A 16,470-nucleotide genomic window follows, 5' to 3' on the forward strand; every position below is an offset into this window, starting at 1 on the left:
TTACATGATGCGTCTTTTTATTTAGTTTACATAATAATATTATTGTTCCCTATCCTGCAAACCTCTTAGGAATGCAACAACTGCAAACTTCCGGCTTTCCTTAATTGATTCGGTTAATTCAAATGCACTCTGTTTTCTCAACACGGCAAATCCGTGAAGAAGGCTCCTCAGTCCTCTCGCAGCATGAATCGCAGTGTCAGACTGTGCATAACCGTTAGCAGTCAGCTGCCTGACAACAAGCTCTACAAGCAGGCTTGACAGATTCTCAATCCGCCCGTCTTTTATCTTTTGAAATGTTGCGTCATATAATCCGGGATTGGCTTCGGCGAAATTGATATAGGCATCGGCAAGAGCAAGCAAAGCCGTTTCACCCGTCAGTCCTTCTGCAGAGGCCGCCATTTTTTTATATAACATAGTTAAACCGGAGACAGCCAGCTCTGTTTTAATTCCTTGAAGGCCATTGACAAAATTGTAAAGGGAAGGCGGTTTTACGTTTAAGGACTTTGCAACAGCCGCAAGTGTCACTTCGTTCAGCCCTTTTTCGTCAGCGATGCCTGCTGCGGCTCTCAATATCATGTCAAGGCTCATTCCGACTCTCGGTGACATTATGATCGGCCTCCCGGCAGGCTTCGTTCGGCTTCCTCAGCAGCCTCAGCCATCATTTCAACGGGATTGCAGAGAACATTTCCATGTCCGGCGGCCAGACTGCTTGGTTGATGAGCGATAAGTGTTCTTGCTGTTTTTACAGCTTCTTCTTTATTCCACGTAGCAAAAGCCGGAAACGGAAATTTCCATTTCAGCTTCCCAGAAACAGCAAGGCCGCCCCGTACTTGAAAGGCATCTCCGACGATCAGCATATCATTTCTCGTATCTTTAAAAGCGAGGCTTCCCGGCGTATGACCGGGAGCGGGAACGACAAGTAAAGATCCGATCCGCTCGCCGCCTTTCAGCAGGCGATCAGGTTCGGTCTGAACATTTTTCGGCACTCCCCCCTTTATCGGCGTTTGTGCTTCATGCTCAAATAATGAAGTGTCACCTTTCAGCAAGAAAGAATCCCGCTCAGAAATACAGACGGAAGCATCCGGAAATTCCGCAGCTAATGAGTCAAGCGAACCGATGTGATCCCCGTGCGCGTGGGTGAGTAATATGTCATTCAGCGGCTTCCCAAGCTGCCGCAATGCTTGTTTGATTCCTTTATGACTGTTAGGCAGTCCGGCGTCAATCAGGGTTACTCCTTCTTCTTCTTCAACCAAATAACAATTCACCGGGAAGAGCGCGGGAAAAAAAGTCAGCTGCCAAACGGTTCCGTATTGTAAGATTCTCATGAACATCCTCCTAAAACTAATATCATTAGTTTCATTATAACTAATACCGTTAGTTTATCAAGAGTTTTCTGTTTAAATCCTGAAAAAGGCGCGGGCGCTTCTCTTATGCAAAAAAAAGAAACGCGCATACTGTGATAAAAGATGCTTTCAGCCTGCGAATAAATCACACTACTAAAACCAGCCGGATAAGCATACACTACTCAACGGAGGGGGAGTTTCACACCATGCATATCACACTTCAAAGCATCTGCCCTGTCTTAATGATTGCCTTTTTTCTGTATAAAAAGGTGAAACGGTCCGTCGGCTTTCAGCCTTTGAAACCCCGCTGGCTTTATACAAGAATGATTTTGTTTTCATTGCTGGCCGCAGCTCTGGCGTTTTTCAGCATCACACACCCGGCTTTATACGGCCATCTTATATTCGGCACTTTTTGCGGCTGGCTTCTGGTCCTGTTTGCAAAACGGAACATTTCTTTTGAAGAACGCCGCGGAAAAATGTATTTTCGCACTCACCTGTGGATTGAACTTATTCTATTAACGTTATTCCTATCGAGATTTGTTTATCGCGTTATTGAAATTTACCGGGTCACAGCGGACTTTACCCATCCGGAGGCATACAGCCAAACGGTCGGCGCCGATCCGCTGACCATCAGTATCTTTTATTTCATCGCAGTGTATTACAGCGGCTTCTCTTTTTATGTTTTAAAAACGAGCAGAGACCAAACCAATAACAGTCAGTACGGCTGACATCCCTGTCTAAAAAGCAGGGATGTTTTTTAATCGTGCCGCGTATGGTGAATCATTTGCTGAAGCACATCTAACACATGTTCATCCTCAGGAGAATAATAGATGGATGTTCCTTCTCTGCGTGATTTGACGAGGCGCAGATTTTTAAGAAAACGCAGCTGATGAGAAACGGTAGACTGCAGCAAATTCAGCTTTTCTGCGATATCATTTACCGCGTGCTCACCCTGTGACAACAAATGGAGAATTCTGATTCTGGTCGGATCAGACAGCGCCTTAAAAGTCTGGGCAACCAAAAATAAAGTTTCCTCATCTAAATCGACAGCGGGGTCATTTTTGTTTCCGGATTCGTGAAATTCAGTCATATACCTCACCCTTCTTTTCTCAAGTAGCCCAATTATACCAAATGTCAATTGATGCAGATACATCCTGCGCCTGACAAAAGAACCGTTATTTTAAATTTATGTTTCAAATACGGGTTTCCGCTTGGTTTCGCGCATTCATCTGTGTCATAATGAAAAAGTCATAATGCTCCTGAAATTGAGGGTGAAACACAGTGGAGAAAAAGAAAAAAGGCTGTTTCGCTGCCGCGGGTCTTATGATGATATGTGTTTTTGTCATGGTTTCCTTCTTCCTCATTCTGTTATTTTCAAATAATGAATGGCTCAAAAGTCTTCCGTTTGATGTCAAGCCGATCGTCCTTGAACGGCTGACAGATTACAAACCGCTTGTTGAAGACGAGCTGGATGAAAAAGGACTCACCAAATATACATCGCTTGTACTCGGCATGATATATCAGGAGTCAAAAGGAAGAGGAAATGATCCCATGCAGTCTTCAGAATCTCTGGGTTTAAAGCGAAATGAGATTAAAAACCCTCAAACCAGTATCAAACAGGGAATCAAACAATTCACTCTCATGTACCAAACAGGCAAGAAAAAAGGCGTAGACTTGGATACGATTATACAAAGCTACAACATGGGAGCCGGCTATATTGATTTTGTGGCTGAACATGGAGGATCGCATACTGAGGAACTGGCAAAACAATACTCCGAGCAGCAGGTCAAAAAGAATCCGAAACTTTACACTTGCGGAGGGAACAAAGACAATTTCCGTTATCCCTACTGCTATGGTGATTACACGTACGCAGAAAAAGTAAAAGCAAAAACAAAAACCGTTGAACAATCCTTAAATGTAACAACACTTGAAACGCTTGAAGAGTAAAAGGCGCCCTGATGAGGCGCCTTTTTCAATCAATAGAAAAAAGCCGCGCAGAGCACGGCTTTTTTTAATAATACGGTGAGATCATTAAGTATACAATGACACCCGTCAGACTGACATACAGCCAGAGCGGCATCGTCCATCTCGCGATTTTTTTGTGGCGCTCCACCTGCATACTGAATCCTCTGATCAGCGTAAACAGCGCAAGCGGCACGATAACGGCGGAAAGACAGATGTGCGTAATTAAAATAAAGAAATAAATCCCCCGAATGATGCCGTGACCGCCGAATAAAGTATTTTCAGCCACAGAGTGGTATACGACATAGCAGATCAAAAACAGCAGAGTCGTCGTAAACGCCGCCAAAATAAAGCGTTTATGCGCTTGAATATTTTTTTGCTTAATCATAAAGAGCGCTGCCAGCAAAAAGATAAAAGTAAAACTGTTAAAAATAGCATTTAACATCGGCAGAATATGAATATTGGCAATGCTGACCTGTCCCGATTTCGGCATAAAAAACAGCACCGCAATTAACCCGTTGATCAGAACGGTCAATGTCAGCACGATACCGGTATAACTTTTAGGTTTGTTTTCTGTCTGATTCATCTTATGACCTCTCTCAATTTTACTGACTATCCAAATGGTATGAGAATTCAGCTTTGATGTCAACGGTTTCGTCCGCTTCGTCAGAAATTAGACAAACTTAAGCCCTAAAAAGACCGGGTGTTTGAGACCCGGCCTTTCGTCATATTATGCTTCCTTCAACAGTTCTTCTATCACCTTATGTTCGTTTTCATTCAACAGATTTTTTGGAATGATCCGATCTATCGGTTTATTCATATGCTGATCGAGAATATCGGCTGTTTCTTTGTCCCCTGCGATTACGAGACGCTCCCATTGGTGTGAAGCGGCCTTTTGATCAAGGTTTGAAGCCAATCGTTTATACAGCCTGTTTTGGTTTTCTTCAACATGGGCTTTGGCGGCGTCTTCGTCCATCGATGCGAAGCTTCCGCTTACATCCTGCGGTTTCCACGATTCATTGATGACGTCGTATTGATAATGCTCCACCCCTTCAATTTTTCCGAGTACGGTTTCTATGATCTTCACTTCATTCTGCTGGGTGAGAATAAAAGCCGTGCTCGGAAATTGTTCACGAAGAAGTTCTAATTGATCAAGGACAGCCATCTCTTCCCAATAAAATCGTGTTTCGACAGGCACCTGCAATTCAATCGTCTCCCAAATACCGCCTTCTCCCGATGCAAAAAATACGAGACTTCGCGGCATCTCTTTACCAAGCCCATCGATATATTGATAGACACGTTCCATGATGCGGACGAGAGATTTTTCTTCTTCCGGATCACTGGCAGACAGATACTCTTTTAATCTCCGAAAACCGGTTTTCAAGGCGATTTTCCACTCTCCCCCCTGCTGATCCGGATTTCTCATATCCGTATTGACATATAAGGAAAGCATTTTATCAGGAGATTCCGTCATTACGTACTTCAATTTGCCGATGAGTGAGTCAATTGCCATTATAGATTCCTCCTTTTTCCGCTGCTCACTGTTCCTTTCCCTATCCGCACCGCCTTAAAAACGTCAATCCACATATAAACGGCAGACTTTTCTAAAAAAGTTTTTGCAAAACCCATTTACAAACCAAGACATCATTTACTACAATGGATACTTGTGTTTGACTAAGACTTTTACGCTGTGAAAGGAGTATGATTTTGTTTACTACAGAAGAAAGAGATCAGAAAGAGCTGGAAAAAGAGCTTCATAAACTTGAATTTCAGATTTTCAGAATGCGGGAAAATCTGATAGATGTATCAAAAGACGCGCGAGTGCTTGGTATTGATCAATCGAACAATGACGATTGGATCATTGTTTCCTCGATTGATGATGGCCAAACATGTAAGATTATGCTGACTGATTGTGAATCAGCCTACCGGGGAAGAGGCTGTTTTTCACTGATCGCCTCTTATTATGACAATGCCATTCACATCGGGGACATTAAAGGCCCGCCGAACCACGGCTATGGCTCGATCTGCATGAAATTTTTAAAACATATCGCCAGAGAGCAGAATATCCCGAAAGTGACGGGCGACATCGCTAAGCGTGATTGGGATCATGTCGACAGACTCATTCATTTTTATGAAAAGCATCACTTTGATGTCTGGATTGACAATGATACGCAATCAGGCGGCATTAAATGGGTCGACCTGTAAAAAATGATAGATAAACCCTCGTTAATATGGTGTAATAGATTAAACCATTTAAGGAGGGTTTTTTTTGTATCCGGAAAAATTGAAAAAAGGTGACGGCATTCGTATTGTGTCTCCGGCCACAAGCATGTCCGTTATGTCAGATGAAAATATAAATGCCGCGAAGACAAAATTGGAGGAGCTGGGCTTTTGTGTCTCTTTTTCAGAGCATGCGAAAGAAATAAATGAATTTGATTCATCATCCATTGAATCGCGTGTACAGGATCTGCACGAAGCTTTCGCTGATCCTGACATCAAAGCGATTTTGACGACACTCGGCGGGTTCCAATCAAATCAGCTGCTTCGCTATCTTGATTATGAAAACATCAAGCGGCATCCGAAAATCCTTTGCGGCTATTCAGATATTACCGCTCTCGGCCATGCCATATATCAAAAAACCGGCCTTATTACATATTCCGGTCCCCATTTTTCTTCATTTGCCATGAAAAAAGGGCTGGACTATACGATTGACTCTTTCTTGGCCTGCTGTGCTTCTGACAACCCGTATGAGGTAAAGCCTTCATCTGAGTGGAGTGATGATAAATGGTATTTGAACCAGGAGGACAGACGTTTTTATCGGAATCCGGGACCGCTCGTTATTCAACCCGGATATGCGGAAGGAACACTGATCGGAGGAAATCTATGCACGCTGAATCTTCTGCAGGGCACCGAATACTTTCCGGAGATGGAGCAAGTGATTCTGTTTATAGAAGATGATTATATGTCGGACATTCATATGTTTGACCGGGATTTGCAGTCACTCATCCACCTTCCCGCTTTTTCAGCCGTGAAAGGAATTGTCATCGGACGTTTCCAGCATGCTTCAAATGTGTCTGAGGAGGCTCTGCGTGCCGTCATCCGTACAAAAGAAGAACTGGCATCCATGCCTGTTATCGCAAATGCTGATTTCGGCCATACCTCCCCTTTGATGACATTCCCGATCGGAGGAACATGCAGGATAGAAGCCGGCTCAGAAGGCGGACGGATATGGATCGATCGGCATTAATACATAAAGACGGGAAAAACGCCCCGTCTTTTTATTTTGACGCCTTATGCCGCGGCGTGCGCGGAGCGATCATAATTCGTCCGCCGGCCGCTGCCGTCACCCATACGGAAGCTCCTTCATAAAAACGGCTGATCTCTTCATTATATACGGCATGTGTCAGTTCACGTTTATCATGCGTTCCGTCTTGGTTTTTTACGTTTAAAATAAGCACAAGCTCGTGCCTGCCATTCTTCATCACGCCAGTACGTCTCACCTTTTCAATAACGGCTATCCTTCCTCTCCCTCTGTCAAGCGCCTGAAACAGCCTGACAGCAGGCATAGACAGTCCGATAACGAGCACAATGGCGAAAGCGGTGCATATACCTGCTTGAAACACCGGTGATTCTGTGAAGGCATTCCATAAACATATAAATTCCGGCTCCATCAGATTCATACATCCCTTCAGATTCCGTTTTCACATCCATTCCTTATTATATTAGAGAAACGCTTTTTCTTTTTCCGCATATAACGATTATATACAGTCAAAAAAGGGAAGAAAAAAAGAACACAAAGCATTTCGCCTTGTGTTCTTCATCTCTATATGAAACTAGTCTAATACTTTAACATTTACTGTTCTGACGCCCCAGTTGTTAGCGTCACTTTTCTTTGCAACAAATACGTCAATTTTATTTCCTTTAATTGCGCCGCCTGTATCTGCTGCTGTTGCCACTCCGTAACCTTCAACATAAACCTTAGAGCCAAGCGGAATGACACTAGGGTCTACCGCGATGACTTTTGCATCAGGGTTTTTGTTTAAGTCAACACCGGTTGCCGTTACACCGGAAATGCCGCCGTCGTTAGCAGAGTAAGCAGTTGCAGTCATTGTCAGCTGCTTTTTAGGCTCTTGTTGGTTTGTATTTGATTGAACAGGCTGCTGTTTTGCTTCGACAGCCTTCGCTTCTTGTTTAGGTTGTTGTTCTTGAACAGGTTCTTGTTTAGGCTGCTCGTTTTTGACAGCTTCTTGTTTCGGCTGTTCTGTCTCGGCAGCTGGTTTTTGTTCAGTTTGCGGCTGGCTGGCTTCTTGAGCCGGCTGTGCAGCCTGAGCCTGACCTTTCACATTTAACGTTGTGCCTGCGTAAATTATATCTGATTGCAAGTTATTCAAGCTTTTCAGATTGCCGACTGATGTTCCGAATTTCTGAGCAATTTTCCAGAGGCTGTCGCCCTGCTTCACTGTGTACTGCCCAGATGTGGTTGTTTCTACTGAAGAAATAGTCAGTTTCTCTCCTTCAATGATTAAATCAGAAGATAACTGATTCCATTCTTTTAAGTCCTTTAGGTTCACTCCGTTTTTTTGCGAGATCCCCCAGAGCGTGTCACCCTTTTGCACCGTGATTTCTTTAGCAGAAGCGTGAGCTCCAAATGCAGTTGTTGAAATTGCTGCAACTGCGACAAAGGACATAATCGTCTTCTTCATAAGTAAATCCTCCCTTGTTAGCTTTTTATTGGCGGCTAACAGGTGATATCGTAACATATGAAAATGTCAGTTCAATAACAAAACGATTTGAATTAGATTACAGTTCCTTTACATGAAACATTTCTCTCGCTTGGTAAGTCTTGCTGAAACCTTGATACAGCAAGGGTTTTCAAGCTTCTGATTTTTCCGGCGCCAATGAAAAACACAATGTGCAAATTTCTAAAAAAACTTTTTTTCACTCTGTTTCTCTTACATAATTTCGGATTTCTTCTAAAAAAACCGCTCCGTATTTCAATCTTTTTTGTTCCCCGACCCCTTTTACGGAAAGAAGATCCTGATCCGTTTTCGGAAGTTTCGCCGACATTTCTTTTAACGTCTGATCTGAGAACACGACAAATGGAGGCACACCCTGTTCAGCTGCAATTTCTTTGCGGAGACGCCGGAGAAGCTCAAATAATTCATCATTCTCGGTAACGGCGGCGGCCTGTAAGGCTTCTTTTCTCGAGACTGCGCTTTTTCCAAGCAGAACGTCCCTGCCTTTTTGGGTGACCATAAGCGTCGGAAATGTGCCGTCCGCCATTCTGATATATTCATCTGAAATAAGGAATTCGATAAAATCACTGATTTCCGCTGCGGATTGATGCTTCATAATGCCGTAAGTGGACAGGCTGCTGAAGCCGTTTTCCAGCACTTTTTTATTTTTTGACCCGCTAAGCACCTGCGCCACCATCGTTTTTCCGAAGCGCTCATTCATTCTGATGATGCATGACAATACCATCTGCGCTTCTTTTGTGACGTCATGGGCGGTCCTTGTATCAGTGCAATTGCCGCATGCTCCGCAAGCTTCCGCCTCATTCTCGCCGAAATACTTCAGAATAAACCGCTGCAGGCAATCTTCCGTATGACAGTAATCCACCATCTGTCTCAGTTTTTTGAGATCCTGCTTTTGTTTTTCTTCTCCGGCGGCCGATTGGTCTATTAAAAAACGCTGCACCATAATATCCTGCGGCGAAAACAAGAGCACACACTCGCTGTTAAGACCGTCGCGCCCGGCCCGTCCGGCTTCCTGGTAATAGCTCTCCATATCTTTCGGAATCTGCGCGTGTAAAACGAACCTGATGTTGCTCTTATCGATTCCCATTCCGAAAGCGGACGTAGCTACCATCACTTGTATCTGATCGTTAAGAAACCGCTCCTGCTGGTCTTTTCTGTCATCATCCGCCAATCCGCCGTGATAACGGCCGGCATTGATGCCGCTGCGTTTTAATTTCTCATATAAACGGTCGGTTTCTTTTCTTGTCGCTGTATATATAATGCCGGCTTCGTGTTTATTTTTTTCCAGATACCGCTCGATAAACCGGTCTTTGTTTTCGCCCTTTACTACTTTAAACGTTAAATTCTCTCTGGCAAAACCGGTATATACAGTTTGTTCTTTCTTAATATGAAGCTGTTTGCAGATGTCATCATGAACCTCAGGCGTAGCCGTCGCCGTTAATGCGATGATGACGGGCGGTTCTTTTAGTTCATTAAAAAGGATTTCGATATTCCGGTAACTCGGCCTGAAATCATGTCCCCATTGCGATATACAGTGAGCTTCGTCAATGGCGACAAGAGGAACCGTAATATTCTGCAGGATGTGAATGAATTCAGAAGAAGTCAAACGCTCCGGTGTGATGTAAAAGAGCCGGTAAGCCCCTTGCTTCAAACCGGTCAGGCGCTCATGAATGTCACGGCTTGTCTGGGTACTGTTAATATAAGCTGCCGCGATACCCGCTTCTTCAAGCGCGTCGACTTGATCTTTCATTAAGGAAATAAGAGGGGAAATAACGATTGTGGTTCCTTCAAACAGCAGTGCGGGAATCTGATAGCAGATTGATTTTCCGCCCCCTGTCGGCATAATGCAGACCGTGTTTTTTCTTTCCTCTGCAACTGATTGTATCGCCTGCTTTTGGCCCGCGCGAAGACTGTCGTAGCCAAAATAATGCGCCAGAAGGGATTGGGCTTTCTCCAGCATATGTTGTAAAACCTCACTTTGTCTTTGATTCTTTTATTTTATCATACTGATAAAGTACGCTGCTCAAGGGCAATTCAAAATAAAAAGCCATCTCCGCAAGGGAAATGGCTTTCGCTACGTATGCCGTACGCAAGTAAGAAAGTTTTAAACCACCACTCCTCAAAGTGGGTGTTTGCAGAAGCGTTCCTGTCGTCCTCTGCAATGGAGGCATGACATTCCGGCTTCGATATAAAACTCCCTATTACAGCTTAAAGGTTAAAACTTAATTAACAATACGAACAATGTAGCTTCTCTTATATCCTACACCATCAGTCGTATTTTGGCAAGAGGGTTAATTCTTTTACAGAAAACCTTTTTTCTTTGTGAAAAATGCTTTATTCTACATAAAAATTGTTTTTTCGACAAGATATCAATATATCAATATAAGATCAGATCGAAAGCTTCCGCCAGTTTCTTCTATAATAGAAAAAACTCTCACACCCTGTAGGGGCGCAAGAGTTAATGAAAATTAGAATTTTGCAGCCAGATCTTTCGCTTCTTGCAGTCCTTTTTCAATGATCGCTTGAGCGTTATCCGGTGCAGCATTATGGCCTTCAACGACAACAGTGTGAAGATCTTGGACACCCCAGAAACCGAGAACGGTTTTCATGAAGTTTAATGACATTTCAAGAGATGCCATCGGTCCTTCAGAATATACGCCGCCGCGTGCGTTTAAGAGCGCTACTTTTTTATCTCCCATCAGACCTTTAGGGCCTTCAGGCGTGTATGTGAAAGTAACTCCTGCACGAGACAGGTAATCAACATAAGTATGAAGCACAGCAGGCACTGTGAAGTTCCAAAGCGGGAATGCAAACACGACTTTGTCAGCTTTGACAAATTGATTTAAGTAAATGTCAGCAGTTGACGCTTGTTTTTTCTCTTCGTCTGTCATTTCAATTCCTTTTGAAGCTTTAAATGTTCCGTTAATCATATCTCTTCCGAGGTAAGGAAGGTTTTCTTTATGAAGATCAAGTTCGATCACTTCATCATTCGGATTGTTTTCTTTATAAGCAGCCAGAAACGCTTCGTATAATTTTACGGATACGCCTTCTTCAGCCGTACGATCACTTGATTTTACAAATAATACTTGAGACATTCTAAATTCCTCCCGGTAATCTTTTAATATTTACTTACAAATAGTATGTTACTTTCTTTTTTATATAAAGTCAATGATTTTATTTCGATTTTGAGATTTTTTATGGAATAAAAAAACAGGTACATATGAATGTACCTGCTGCTATTATTGTGAATCCTGCTCACGATCCAGGATTTCGTATGTTTGTGAGCTTTTTTGATCAACGGTTTCTTTATTTGAGAGGTCTTTCACCTGCTCGTGAAATTCCCTTTCATATGACGGAGCGTCTGTTTTCACTTCCCCTTCTGTTTCTCGCTGCGCTTCGACGGTCATTCTGGCGTACGGTACGGCTTTAAGTCTTTCATAAGGAATTTCTTTTCCCGTTTTCTCGCAAATCCCGTATGTTCCTTTATCCATTCGTTCAAGCGCGGCGTTCACCTCATCTAAAAGATTCTGATCGACACCGTCCAGCGTCTGATTCGTGACCCTGTCCAAATAAATGCTTCCGTGATCAGCTAAGTGATTATCTACTCCGTTCGACAGTTCTCCTGTGTCTTCGCTCATTGAATGATTTTCTTTTGATTCTCCCTGAAGACTTTCCTTTAAATCGATTAATTTATGATAAAGGCTGTCCTGCTGTTCTTTTGATAATGACATATTCATCATCTCCTTTTTCGTCTGTATTCTTCGCTGCATCTGTTAATACATACCCTCGAAAAAGGAGGCTGAAACAACGGGGTCAATGCTTTCTCCCCCTGATGGTGACATTGGGTGTCTGCTGCTTTGTCTGTCTTTTTTCTTTCGCAGGATCATTTTGCCGGTTGTCCCGAAATTCTTCAGCGCAGGCTTGTTTGAGCCTGTGCGCCGGTGTATGGTAAGTGGCGCCGATATTCAGCATACCGCTCAGCTCTTCTATACTCAGCTTTTCAAATTCAATATTGTATTCAACCTTGTCCACTTTGACGTGCTCAATATGGACATATGTTTTTTCTCCTTCCACCGTCTGCGGATCAAAATGACACTTATCCTGAAGCTCATCAAGCTGTTGTTCCACTTTCTTAAGCCGGTCTAATTCTTCTTCACACACTTTTTTGAAAATCTCTTTCATTATTTTTTTCAAAGAAAATCACTTCTTTCCCCGTCACTCTTGGAAAGTTCTATGCGTCCCGCATTGCGAATATATAAACATGATATACAAAAAGGAGGCGAATCATGATGTTTTTTCCATCCGTTATCAATTTTGAGTATATAAAAATGAACGGAATCAGCGGCGGAGCAGCTTTTAACACCGGCTCTTCCGTTATGGTGAGAAACACAGCAGCCAATAAAAGAAATGAAGGGTACGGTGAACAAAACGGTGATTGCACCGTTGTCGTCATCCCTATCATGAGTATCGATGATTCAGATCTGATAGATGGCACAGCAAACAAGATCAGCCTTCGATAATGATCTGGCTTGCATCCCCCAGATGTTTAGCAATCGATATATATAAAATCCCGTCTTTGAATACCGCCTGCATTCCCTTTGTTCCCTGAGCGGAATGCGGAAGGTCGAGTTTTTTTTCAAAATCGCCGTATTTTCCGGTCTTCTGTTTAAAATCCTGTTCATTAAAAAAGGATTTTCTCGTGCCTTTTACGACGATATATTCTCCGTAGGACAGCAGCTGAACATCTTGTTTCCGGTAGCCGGGCAGATACAGTAAAAATTGGAGCTCATCATGGGTTTCCACAATATCTATAAGAGGAAAAGCATCCTCATTTCTTCTCATTTGCCCATCTCCCTGTTGAAAGGGAAAATGAGAATGGCCGTTTTGAAATGATTTCAGTTGTTCATCATCAAAAACGTTTTTCCAAAAGTCGCCGCCGGACATGTTTTGCGCCATTTCCATCCATTGCTTCATCTTATCGAAATCCATTTTTATCGCCCCCTGTCTAAGCATACGGTCATAACAGCCGGCATACACCTGTATTAAAGGAGGTTTGCCTGTGGTTCAACCAACTCCATATATCAATATTAATATTTTCATGTTGAAAATTAATTCCTTTGAAAATGCTTCAGCGGTGAATGTCGGACAAAATTTACTGGCGGAATGGCAGAATTCTGATAAAAAGAATCAGGGATACGGACAGAACTTCGGAGATGCAAGCGGCTTCATCGGCACGAACGGCAAAGTGGATGACCGGGATCAAATTGATTCTCCATCTGCCTTTGAGTCTGCATGCGATAAAATCCCTGCCGGAAAAGGAGGCCCATTATGATGTTTTCGCCGGTTTTGGTAAATGTAGGAGGCTTTAAAGTAAATGCAGTCGACCGCGGTTCTTCCATTACGATCGGCCCGTATCAGCAAATCGATTATTTTTTATCCAATAAGATCAACTACGGATTCGGTGAAGAAAATGGTGATTTGGCGCCGATTTATATCCCCATCAGTTCTATTGCTGATCCGGATCTCATTGATTCGAACTCCGGAAAAACAAGCATTATATAATAAAAAGGCCATCCGCATGCATTCGGATGGCTTTTATGTGATATTTAACTGCATAAGTATTTTGTTAAGATGGCTTGAACCTCAGTCAAGTCCGTTTCTTTTGCAAATTCCAATTCGAAAGTTTTTCCCCTTGTCATTAATACAAGCCCGGTATCTGGATCAAACATCCCCGCTTCTTGAATGGCGAAGCTTTCAATTGTTTTATATGGAAGAAATACGCGCACTTTCTTTTTGGAGAACATTTTATTATCAAAGAAAATCACTCGTTTATTCGTAAAGCATATTTGGTCAACCCGCAGTTTATAAATCGTTTCGATCCGTTCTCCCTCAACGAGCAAAGCCTCCAGCTTTTTTGTGTCGGTTGATCTGCTGACAGAAAAAATTCCCAATGAAGAACCCCACTTTCTGCTTCTATACTATTGTTTTATTACAATCATAAAAAAATAAGTTCTTTATCCCTATATAAGAATACGACATAGACGGCATTTAAACCATTACGAACAGATTACATTTTTAGAACGTTCATCAAAAAAGCCCTTCGCGAAAGGTGCCGCTGTTATGAAGTAGTACGGTTCAGCGAAAGAAAAGGTTTCAAGAAAACGGTGTTTTTTTCGAAAAGTCAGTTTTTTATTTCCGCCATAAAAAACCGCGGCTTCTCCAATGCCGCGGTTTCAACAAAACATCAACGATCCGTATCTTCAATTGTTCCTTCTTTATAGGTATCTGAAATTTGTTCCATCGTCGTGTCGGTGCCTTCTTCAGGTTGCACTTGCTGAAGCTGATCTGATGTTTTATTTTGTTTGTCTTGCTCTGTTTTTTTCATTTTGCAGCCACCCTTTATATGTAGTCTTTTTTAGTATGGCTCAGGCAAAATAAATTCATTCAGCTTTAAACTTCTTCAAAATACTCTTTGTAGAAGCCTCCGACTTTGTTTGTATTATCTACAACAAAAATGAATTCTTCTGTTTCATTTTTGACTTCATACTCTTTACCCGGCGTCAGCACATTTTTGACAATGTATTTTTTCGCATCTGTATGTACGCATTTGACCTTTTTGACGCTTTCTTTTGTCTGCCAATTATTATGAATCATTTATAAAACTCCTTTTCTTAATCGATAAGCTTATTGTAGCCGTTTTTTCTTGTGAATTGCAATAACGGTTATCAATTGATTTTACCGGGGCTGTTATTATAGAATGACTGTATGCGCTTACTTTGCGCGGACATCAAGATGCTCAAAACAGACCATAAAAAAATTTCGGGAGGTTTGTTACGAATGAGTTCTTTAACGATGCAGATCACAAAAAGGCTGGAAACATTTTTACAGGGCACGAAGAAACTTTATATTGACGGAAAATTTGTTCCGAGCGCTTCAGGATCAACATTTGTCACACCGAATCCGGCAACCGGAGAAACGCTGATGACGCTTTACGAGGCACAGACAGAAGACATTGACAGTGCAGTGAAAGCGGCACGCAAAGCCTTTGATCACGGCGAATGGCGCACTATGCCGGCCGCTTCCAGAAGCAGGCTGATGTATAAGCTTGCCGATTTAATGGAAGAGCACAAAACGGAACTCGCGCAGCTTGAAACACTTGATAACGGAAAACCGATTAATGAAACGACGAATGGGGATATCCCGCTTGCAATTGAGCATATGCGTTATTATGCCGGATGGTCTACAAAGATAACCGGACAAACGATTCCGGTCGCCGGTTCATATTTTAATTACACCCGCCATGAGCCTGTCGGCGTCGTGGGGCAGATCATCCCTTGGAACTTCCCGCTCCTTATGGCGATGTGGAAAATGGGCGCCGCCCTTGCCACAGGCTGCACAATCGTTTTGAAACCGGCGGAACAGACACCGCTGACCGCCCTCTATTTAGCGGAATTAATAGATCAGGCGGGCTTCCCTGACGGCGTCATCAATATTGTCCCAGGGTTCGGCGAGACGGCCGGGGAAGCGCTGACCAACCATGACGATGTCGATAAACTCGCTTTTACCGGCTCTACAGAAATCGGCAAAAAAATCATGGAAAAAGCCGCAAAAAAAATTAAACGCGTGACACTGGAGCTTGGCGGAAAGTCACCTAACATCATTTTGCCTGACGCCAATTTGAAGAAAGCCATTCCCGGCGCTTTAAACGGGGTCATGTTTAATCAGGGGCAGGTATGCTGCGCAGGCTCCCGTGTCTTCATTCACAAAGACAAATATGATGAGGTCGTCAGCGAAATGGTTTCATATGCGAAATCGCTTCAGCAAGGCGCCGGCCTTCACCAAGATACACAAATCGGCCCGCTCGTCAGTCAGGAACAGCATGAGCGCGTGCTTTCATATATTGAAAAAGGAAAAGCGGAAGGAGCCAAAGCTGTCGCGGGCGGCAGCTGCCCGTTTGAAGAAGGGTATTTTGTCTCCCCGACTGTATTTGCGGATGTGGATGACAGCATGACCATCGCAAAAGAAGAAATTTTCGGCCCTGTTTTAGCCGCCATTCCGTATGATACGGTAGATGAAGTCATTGAGCGGGCGAACCGCTCGGAATACGGCCTTGCAGCCGGACTTTGGACTGAGAATGTGAAAAACGCCCATTACATTGCTGACCGTCTCCAAGCCGGCACCGTTTGGGTCAACTGCTACAATGTTTTCGATGCGGCATCTCCTTTCGGCGGCTATAAGCAATCCGGCCTCGGGCGGGAAATGGGCTCTTACGCGCTGAATAATTATACAGAAGTGAAAAGCGTCTGGATCAATCTGGAAGATTAATCAAACAAGAAACTGCTGCCTGTCAGCAGTTTCTTTCTTTTGTCATGCCGCCTTTTACATATGAATATATATGCTTCTGAAGG

The 16,470-nt window shown here is 43.2% G+C and carries 23 protein-coding genes and 1 other RNA gene; 8 read left to right on the forward strand and 16 right to left on the reverse strand.

The genetic code is table 11. From position 1 onward, the window contains the following. Nucleotides 1–39 precede the first annotated feature (39 nt). Together NYE36_RS10950 and NYE36_RS10955 are read right to left on the reverse strand one after the other, a co-directional pair. On the reverse strand, nt 40–606 hold the full coding sequence (locus tag NYE36_RS10950; RefSeq protein WP_094032105.1) for a TetR-like C-terminal domain-containing protein: 567 nt from the start codon (nt 604–606) through the stop codon (nt 40–42). Further along, the gene (locus tag NYE36_RS10955; RefSeq protein WP_094032104.1) at nt 606–1,325 is read right to left on the reverse strand and encodes an MBL fold metallo-hydrolase; all 720 of its coding nucleotides are present in this window, start codon (nt 1,323–1,325) and stop codon (nt 606–608) included. The genes NYE36_RS10950 and NYE36_RS10955 overlap by 1 nt, the downstream gene beginning before the upstream one ends. A gap of 224 nt (nt 1,326–1,549) precedes the next feature. Between NYE36_RS10955 and NYE36_RS10960 the strand changes: the two genes are divergently transcribed. After that, complete coding sequence (locus NYE36_RS10960; RefSeq protein WP_007407994.1) at nt 1,550–2,071, forward strand: hypothetical protein; 522 nt, start codon at nt 1,550–1,552, stop codon at nt 2,069–2,071. A 29-nt stretch (nt 2,072–2,100) separates the two neighbouring features. Here NYE36_RS10960 and czrA read toward each other — a convergent pair whose 3' ends face one another. Then, nucleotides 2,101–2,433, reverse strand: coding sequence for a Zn(II)-responsive metalloregulatory transcriptional repressor CzrA (gene czrA / locus NYE36_RS10965; protein WP_012117736.1), 333 nt, complete (start codon nt 2,431–2,433; stop codon nt 2,101–2,103). Nucleotides 2,434–2,624: 191 nt separating this feature from the next. Between czrA and NYE36_RS10970 the strand changes: the two genes are divergently transcribed. Continuing rightward, on the forward strand, nt 2,625–3,290 hold the full coding sequence (locus tag NYE36_RS10970; RefSeq protein ID WP_003153802.1) for a lysozyme family protein: 666 nt from the start codon (nt 2,625–2,627) through the stop codon (nt 3,288–3,290). A gap of 64 nt (nt 3,291–3,354) precedes the next feature. On the opposite strand, the gene NYE36_RS10975 is transcribed toward NYE36_RS10970, so the two are convergent. Together NYE36_RS10975 and NYE36_RS10980 are read right to left on the reverse strand one after the other, a co-directional pair. Beyond that, nucleotides 3,355–3,891: a DUF420 domain-containing protein gene (locus NYE36_RS10975; protein ID WP_007407990.1), complete on the reverse strand. Its 537-nt coding sequence runs from the start codon at nt 3,889–3,891 to the stop codon at nt 3,355–3,357. A 144-nt stretch (nt 3,892–4,035) separates the two neighbouring features. Continuing rightward, on the reverse strand, nt 4,036–4,818 hold the full coding sequence (locus NYE36_RS10980) for a VLRF1 family aeRF1-type release factor (RefSeq protein WP_265451415.1): 783 nt from the start codon (nt 4,816–4,818) through the stop codon (nt 4,036–4,038). A 194-nt stretch (nt 4,819–5,012) separates the two neighbouring features. On the opposite strand from NYE36_RS10980, the gene NYE36_RS10985 reads away from it, so the two are divergent. After that, nucleotides 5,013–5,510: an N-acetyltransferase gene (locus NYE36_RS10985; protein WP_040238046.1), complete on the forward strand. Its 498-nt coding sequence runs from the start codon at nt 5,013–5,015 to the stop codon at nt 5,508–5,510. A gap of 64 nt (nt 5,511–5,574) precedes the next feature. Further along, nucleotides 5,575–6,552 carry a S66 peptidase family protein gene (locus tag NYE36_RS10990; protein ID WP_040238044.1) on the forward strand — a complete coding sequence of 326 codons (978 nt, stop codon included), beginning with the start codon at nt 5,575–5,577 and terminating at the stop codon, nt 6,550–6,552. 31 nt (nt 6,553–6,583) lie between these two features. On the opposite strand, the gene NYE36_RS10995 is transcribed toward NYE36_RS10990, so the two are convergent. From NYE36_RS10995 to gerPC, 7 genes are all read right to left on the reverse strand, one after another. Continuing rightward, nucleotides 6,584–6,976 carry a hypothetical protein gene (locus tag NYE36_RS10995; protein WP_040238966.1) on the reverse strand — a complete coding sequence of 131 codons (393 nt, stop codon included), beginning with the start codon at nt 6,974–6,976 and terminating at the stop codon, nt 6,584–6,586. A 162-nt stretch (nt 6,977–7,138) separates the two neighbouring features. Further along, the gene (locus NYE36_RS11000; protein WP_007407985.1) at nt 7,139–8,008 is read right to left on the reverse strand and encodes a 3D domain-containing protein; all 870 of its coding nucleotides are present in this window, start codon (nt 8,006–8,008) and stop codon (nt 7,139–7,141) included. A 235-nt stretch (nt 8,009–8,243) separates the two neighbouring features. Continuing rightward, nucleotides 8,244–10,022: a DNA helicase RecQ gene (gene recQ, locus NYE36_RS11005; RefSeq protein ID WP_020955932.1), complete on the reverse strand. Its 1,779-nt coding sequence runs from the start codon at nt 10,020–10,022 to the stop codon at nt 8,244–8,246. A gap of 107 nt (nt 10,023–10,129) precedes the next feature. Next, nucleotides 10,130–10,315, reverse strand: a non-coding RNA gene (gene ssrS / locus NYE36_RS11010) — 6S RNA. 215 nt (nt 10,316–10,530) lie between these two features. Then, entirely contained in the window at nt 10,531–11,157 is a 627-nt protein-coding gene (locus NYE36_RS11015; protein ID WP_003153791.1) for an FMN-dependent NADH-azoreductase, read from the reverse strand. 144 nt (nt 11,158–11,301) lie between these two features. Then, on the reverse strand, nt 11,302–11,793 hold the full coding sequence (locus tag NYE36_RS11020) for a TraR/DksA C4-type zinc finger protein (protein ID WP_265451414.1): 492 nt from the start codon (nt 11,791–11,793) through the stop codon (nt 11,302–11,304). A gap of 82 nt (nt 11,794–11,875) precedes the next feature. Next, on the reverse strand, nt 11,876–12,256 hold the full coding sequence (gene gerPC, locus NYE36_RS11025) for a spore germination protein GerPC (protein WP_144664989.1): 381 nt from the start codon (nt 12,254–12,256) through the stop codon (nt 11,876–11,878). 92 nt (nt 12,257–12,348) lie between these two features. Between gerPC and NYE36_RS11030 the strand changes: the two genes are divergently transcribed. Further along, entirely contained in the window at nt 12,349–12,582 is a 234-nt protein-coding gene (locus tag NYE36_RS11030) for a hypothetical protein (RefSeq protein WP_014418113.1), read from the forward strand. Here the strand turns inward: NYE36_RS11030 and NYE36_RS11035 are convergent. After that, entirely contained in the window at nt 12,569–13,051 is a 483-nt protein-coding gene (locus tag NYE36_RS11035; protein ID WP_003153787.1) for an Hsp20/alpha crystallin family protein, read from the reverse strand. The genes NYE36_RS11030 and NYE36_RS11035 overlap by 14 nt on opposite strands. Before the next feature lie 70 nt (nt 13,052–13,121). Between NYE36_RS11035 and NYE36_RS11040 the strand changes: the two genes are divergently transcribed. After that, nucleotides 13,122–13,394 (forward strand): hypothetical protein, encoded by a 273-nt coding sequence (locus NYE36_RS11040; protein ID WP_014418114.1) that lies wholly within the window; start codon nt 13,122–13,124, stop codon nt 13,392–13,394. Next, on the forward strand, nt 13,391–13,624 hold the full coding sequence (locus tag NYE36_RS11045; protein WP_003153785.1) for a hypothetical protein: 234 nt from the start codon (nt 13,391–13,393) through the stop codon (nt 13,622–13,624). Before NYE36_RS11040 ends, NYE36_RS11045 begins: the two co-directional genes overlap by 4 nt. A gap of 44 nt (nt 13,625–13,668) precedes the next feature. Here NYE36_RS11045 and NYE36_RS11050 read toward each other — a convergent pair whose 3' ends face one another. The 3 genes from NYE36_RS11050 to NYE36_RS11060 form a co-directional block, all read right to left on the reverse strand. Continuing rightward, on the reverse strand, nt 13,669–14,013 hold the full coding sequence (locus NYE36_RS11050) for a PH domain-containing protein (protein WP_003153783.1): 345 nt from the start codon (nt 14,011–14,013) through the stop codon (nt 13,669–13,671). A 293-nt stretch (nt 14,014–14,306) separates the two neighbouring features. Beyond that, nucleotides 14,307–14,447, reverse strand: a complete 141-nt coding sequence (locus NYE36_RS11055; protein ID WP_003153781.1) for a DUF4025 domain-containing protein — start codon at nt 14,445–14,447, stop codon at nt 14,307–14,309. A 65-nt stretch (nt 14,448–14,512) separates the two neighbouring features. After that, a complete protein-coding gene (locus NYE36_RS11060; protein ID WP_007407979.1) occupies nt 14,513–14,716 on the reverse strand; it encodes a DUF6501 family protein in 204 nt (67 codons plus the stop codon). A 183-nt stretch (nt 14,717–14,899) separates the two neighbouring features. Between NYE36_RS11060 and NYE36_RS11065 the strand changes: the two genes are divergently transcribed. Then, nucleotides 14,900–16,387 carry an aldehyde dehydrogenase family protein gene (locus tag NYE36_RS11065; RefSeq protein WP_003153776.1) on the forward strand — a complete coding sequence of 496 codons (1,488 nt, stop codon included), beginning with the start codon at nt 14,900–14,902 and terminating at the stop codon, nt 16,385–16,387. Nucleotides 16,388–16,470: the final 83 nt, after the last annotated feature.

This window comes from Bacillus sp. FSL R5-0593, assembly GCF_038603755.1.
Lineage (GTDB): Bacteria > Bacillota > Bacilli > Bacillales > Bacillaceae > Bacillus > Bacillus velezensis.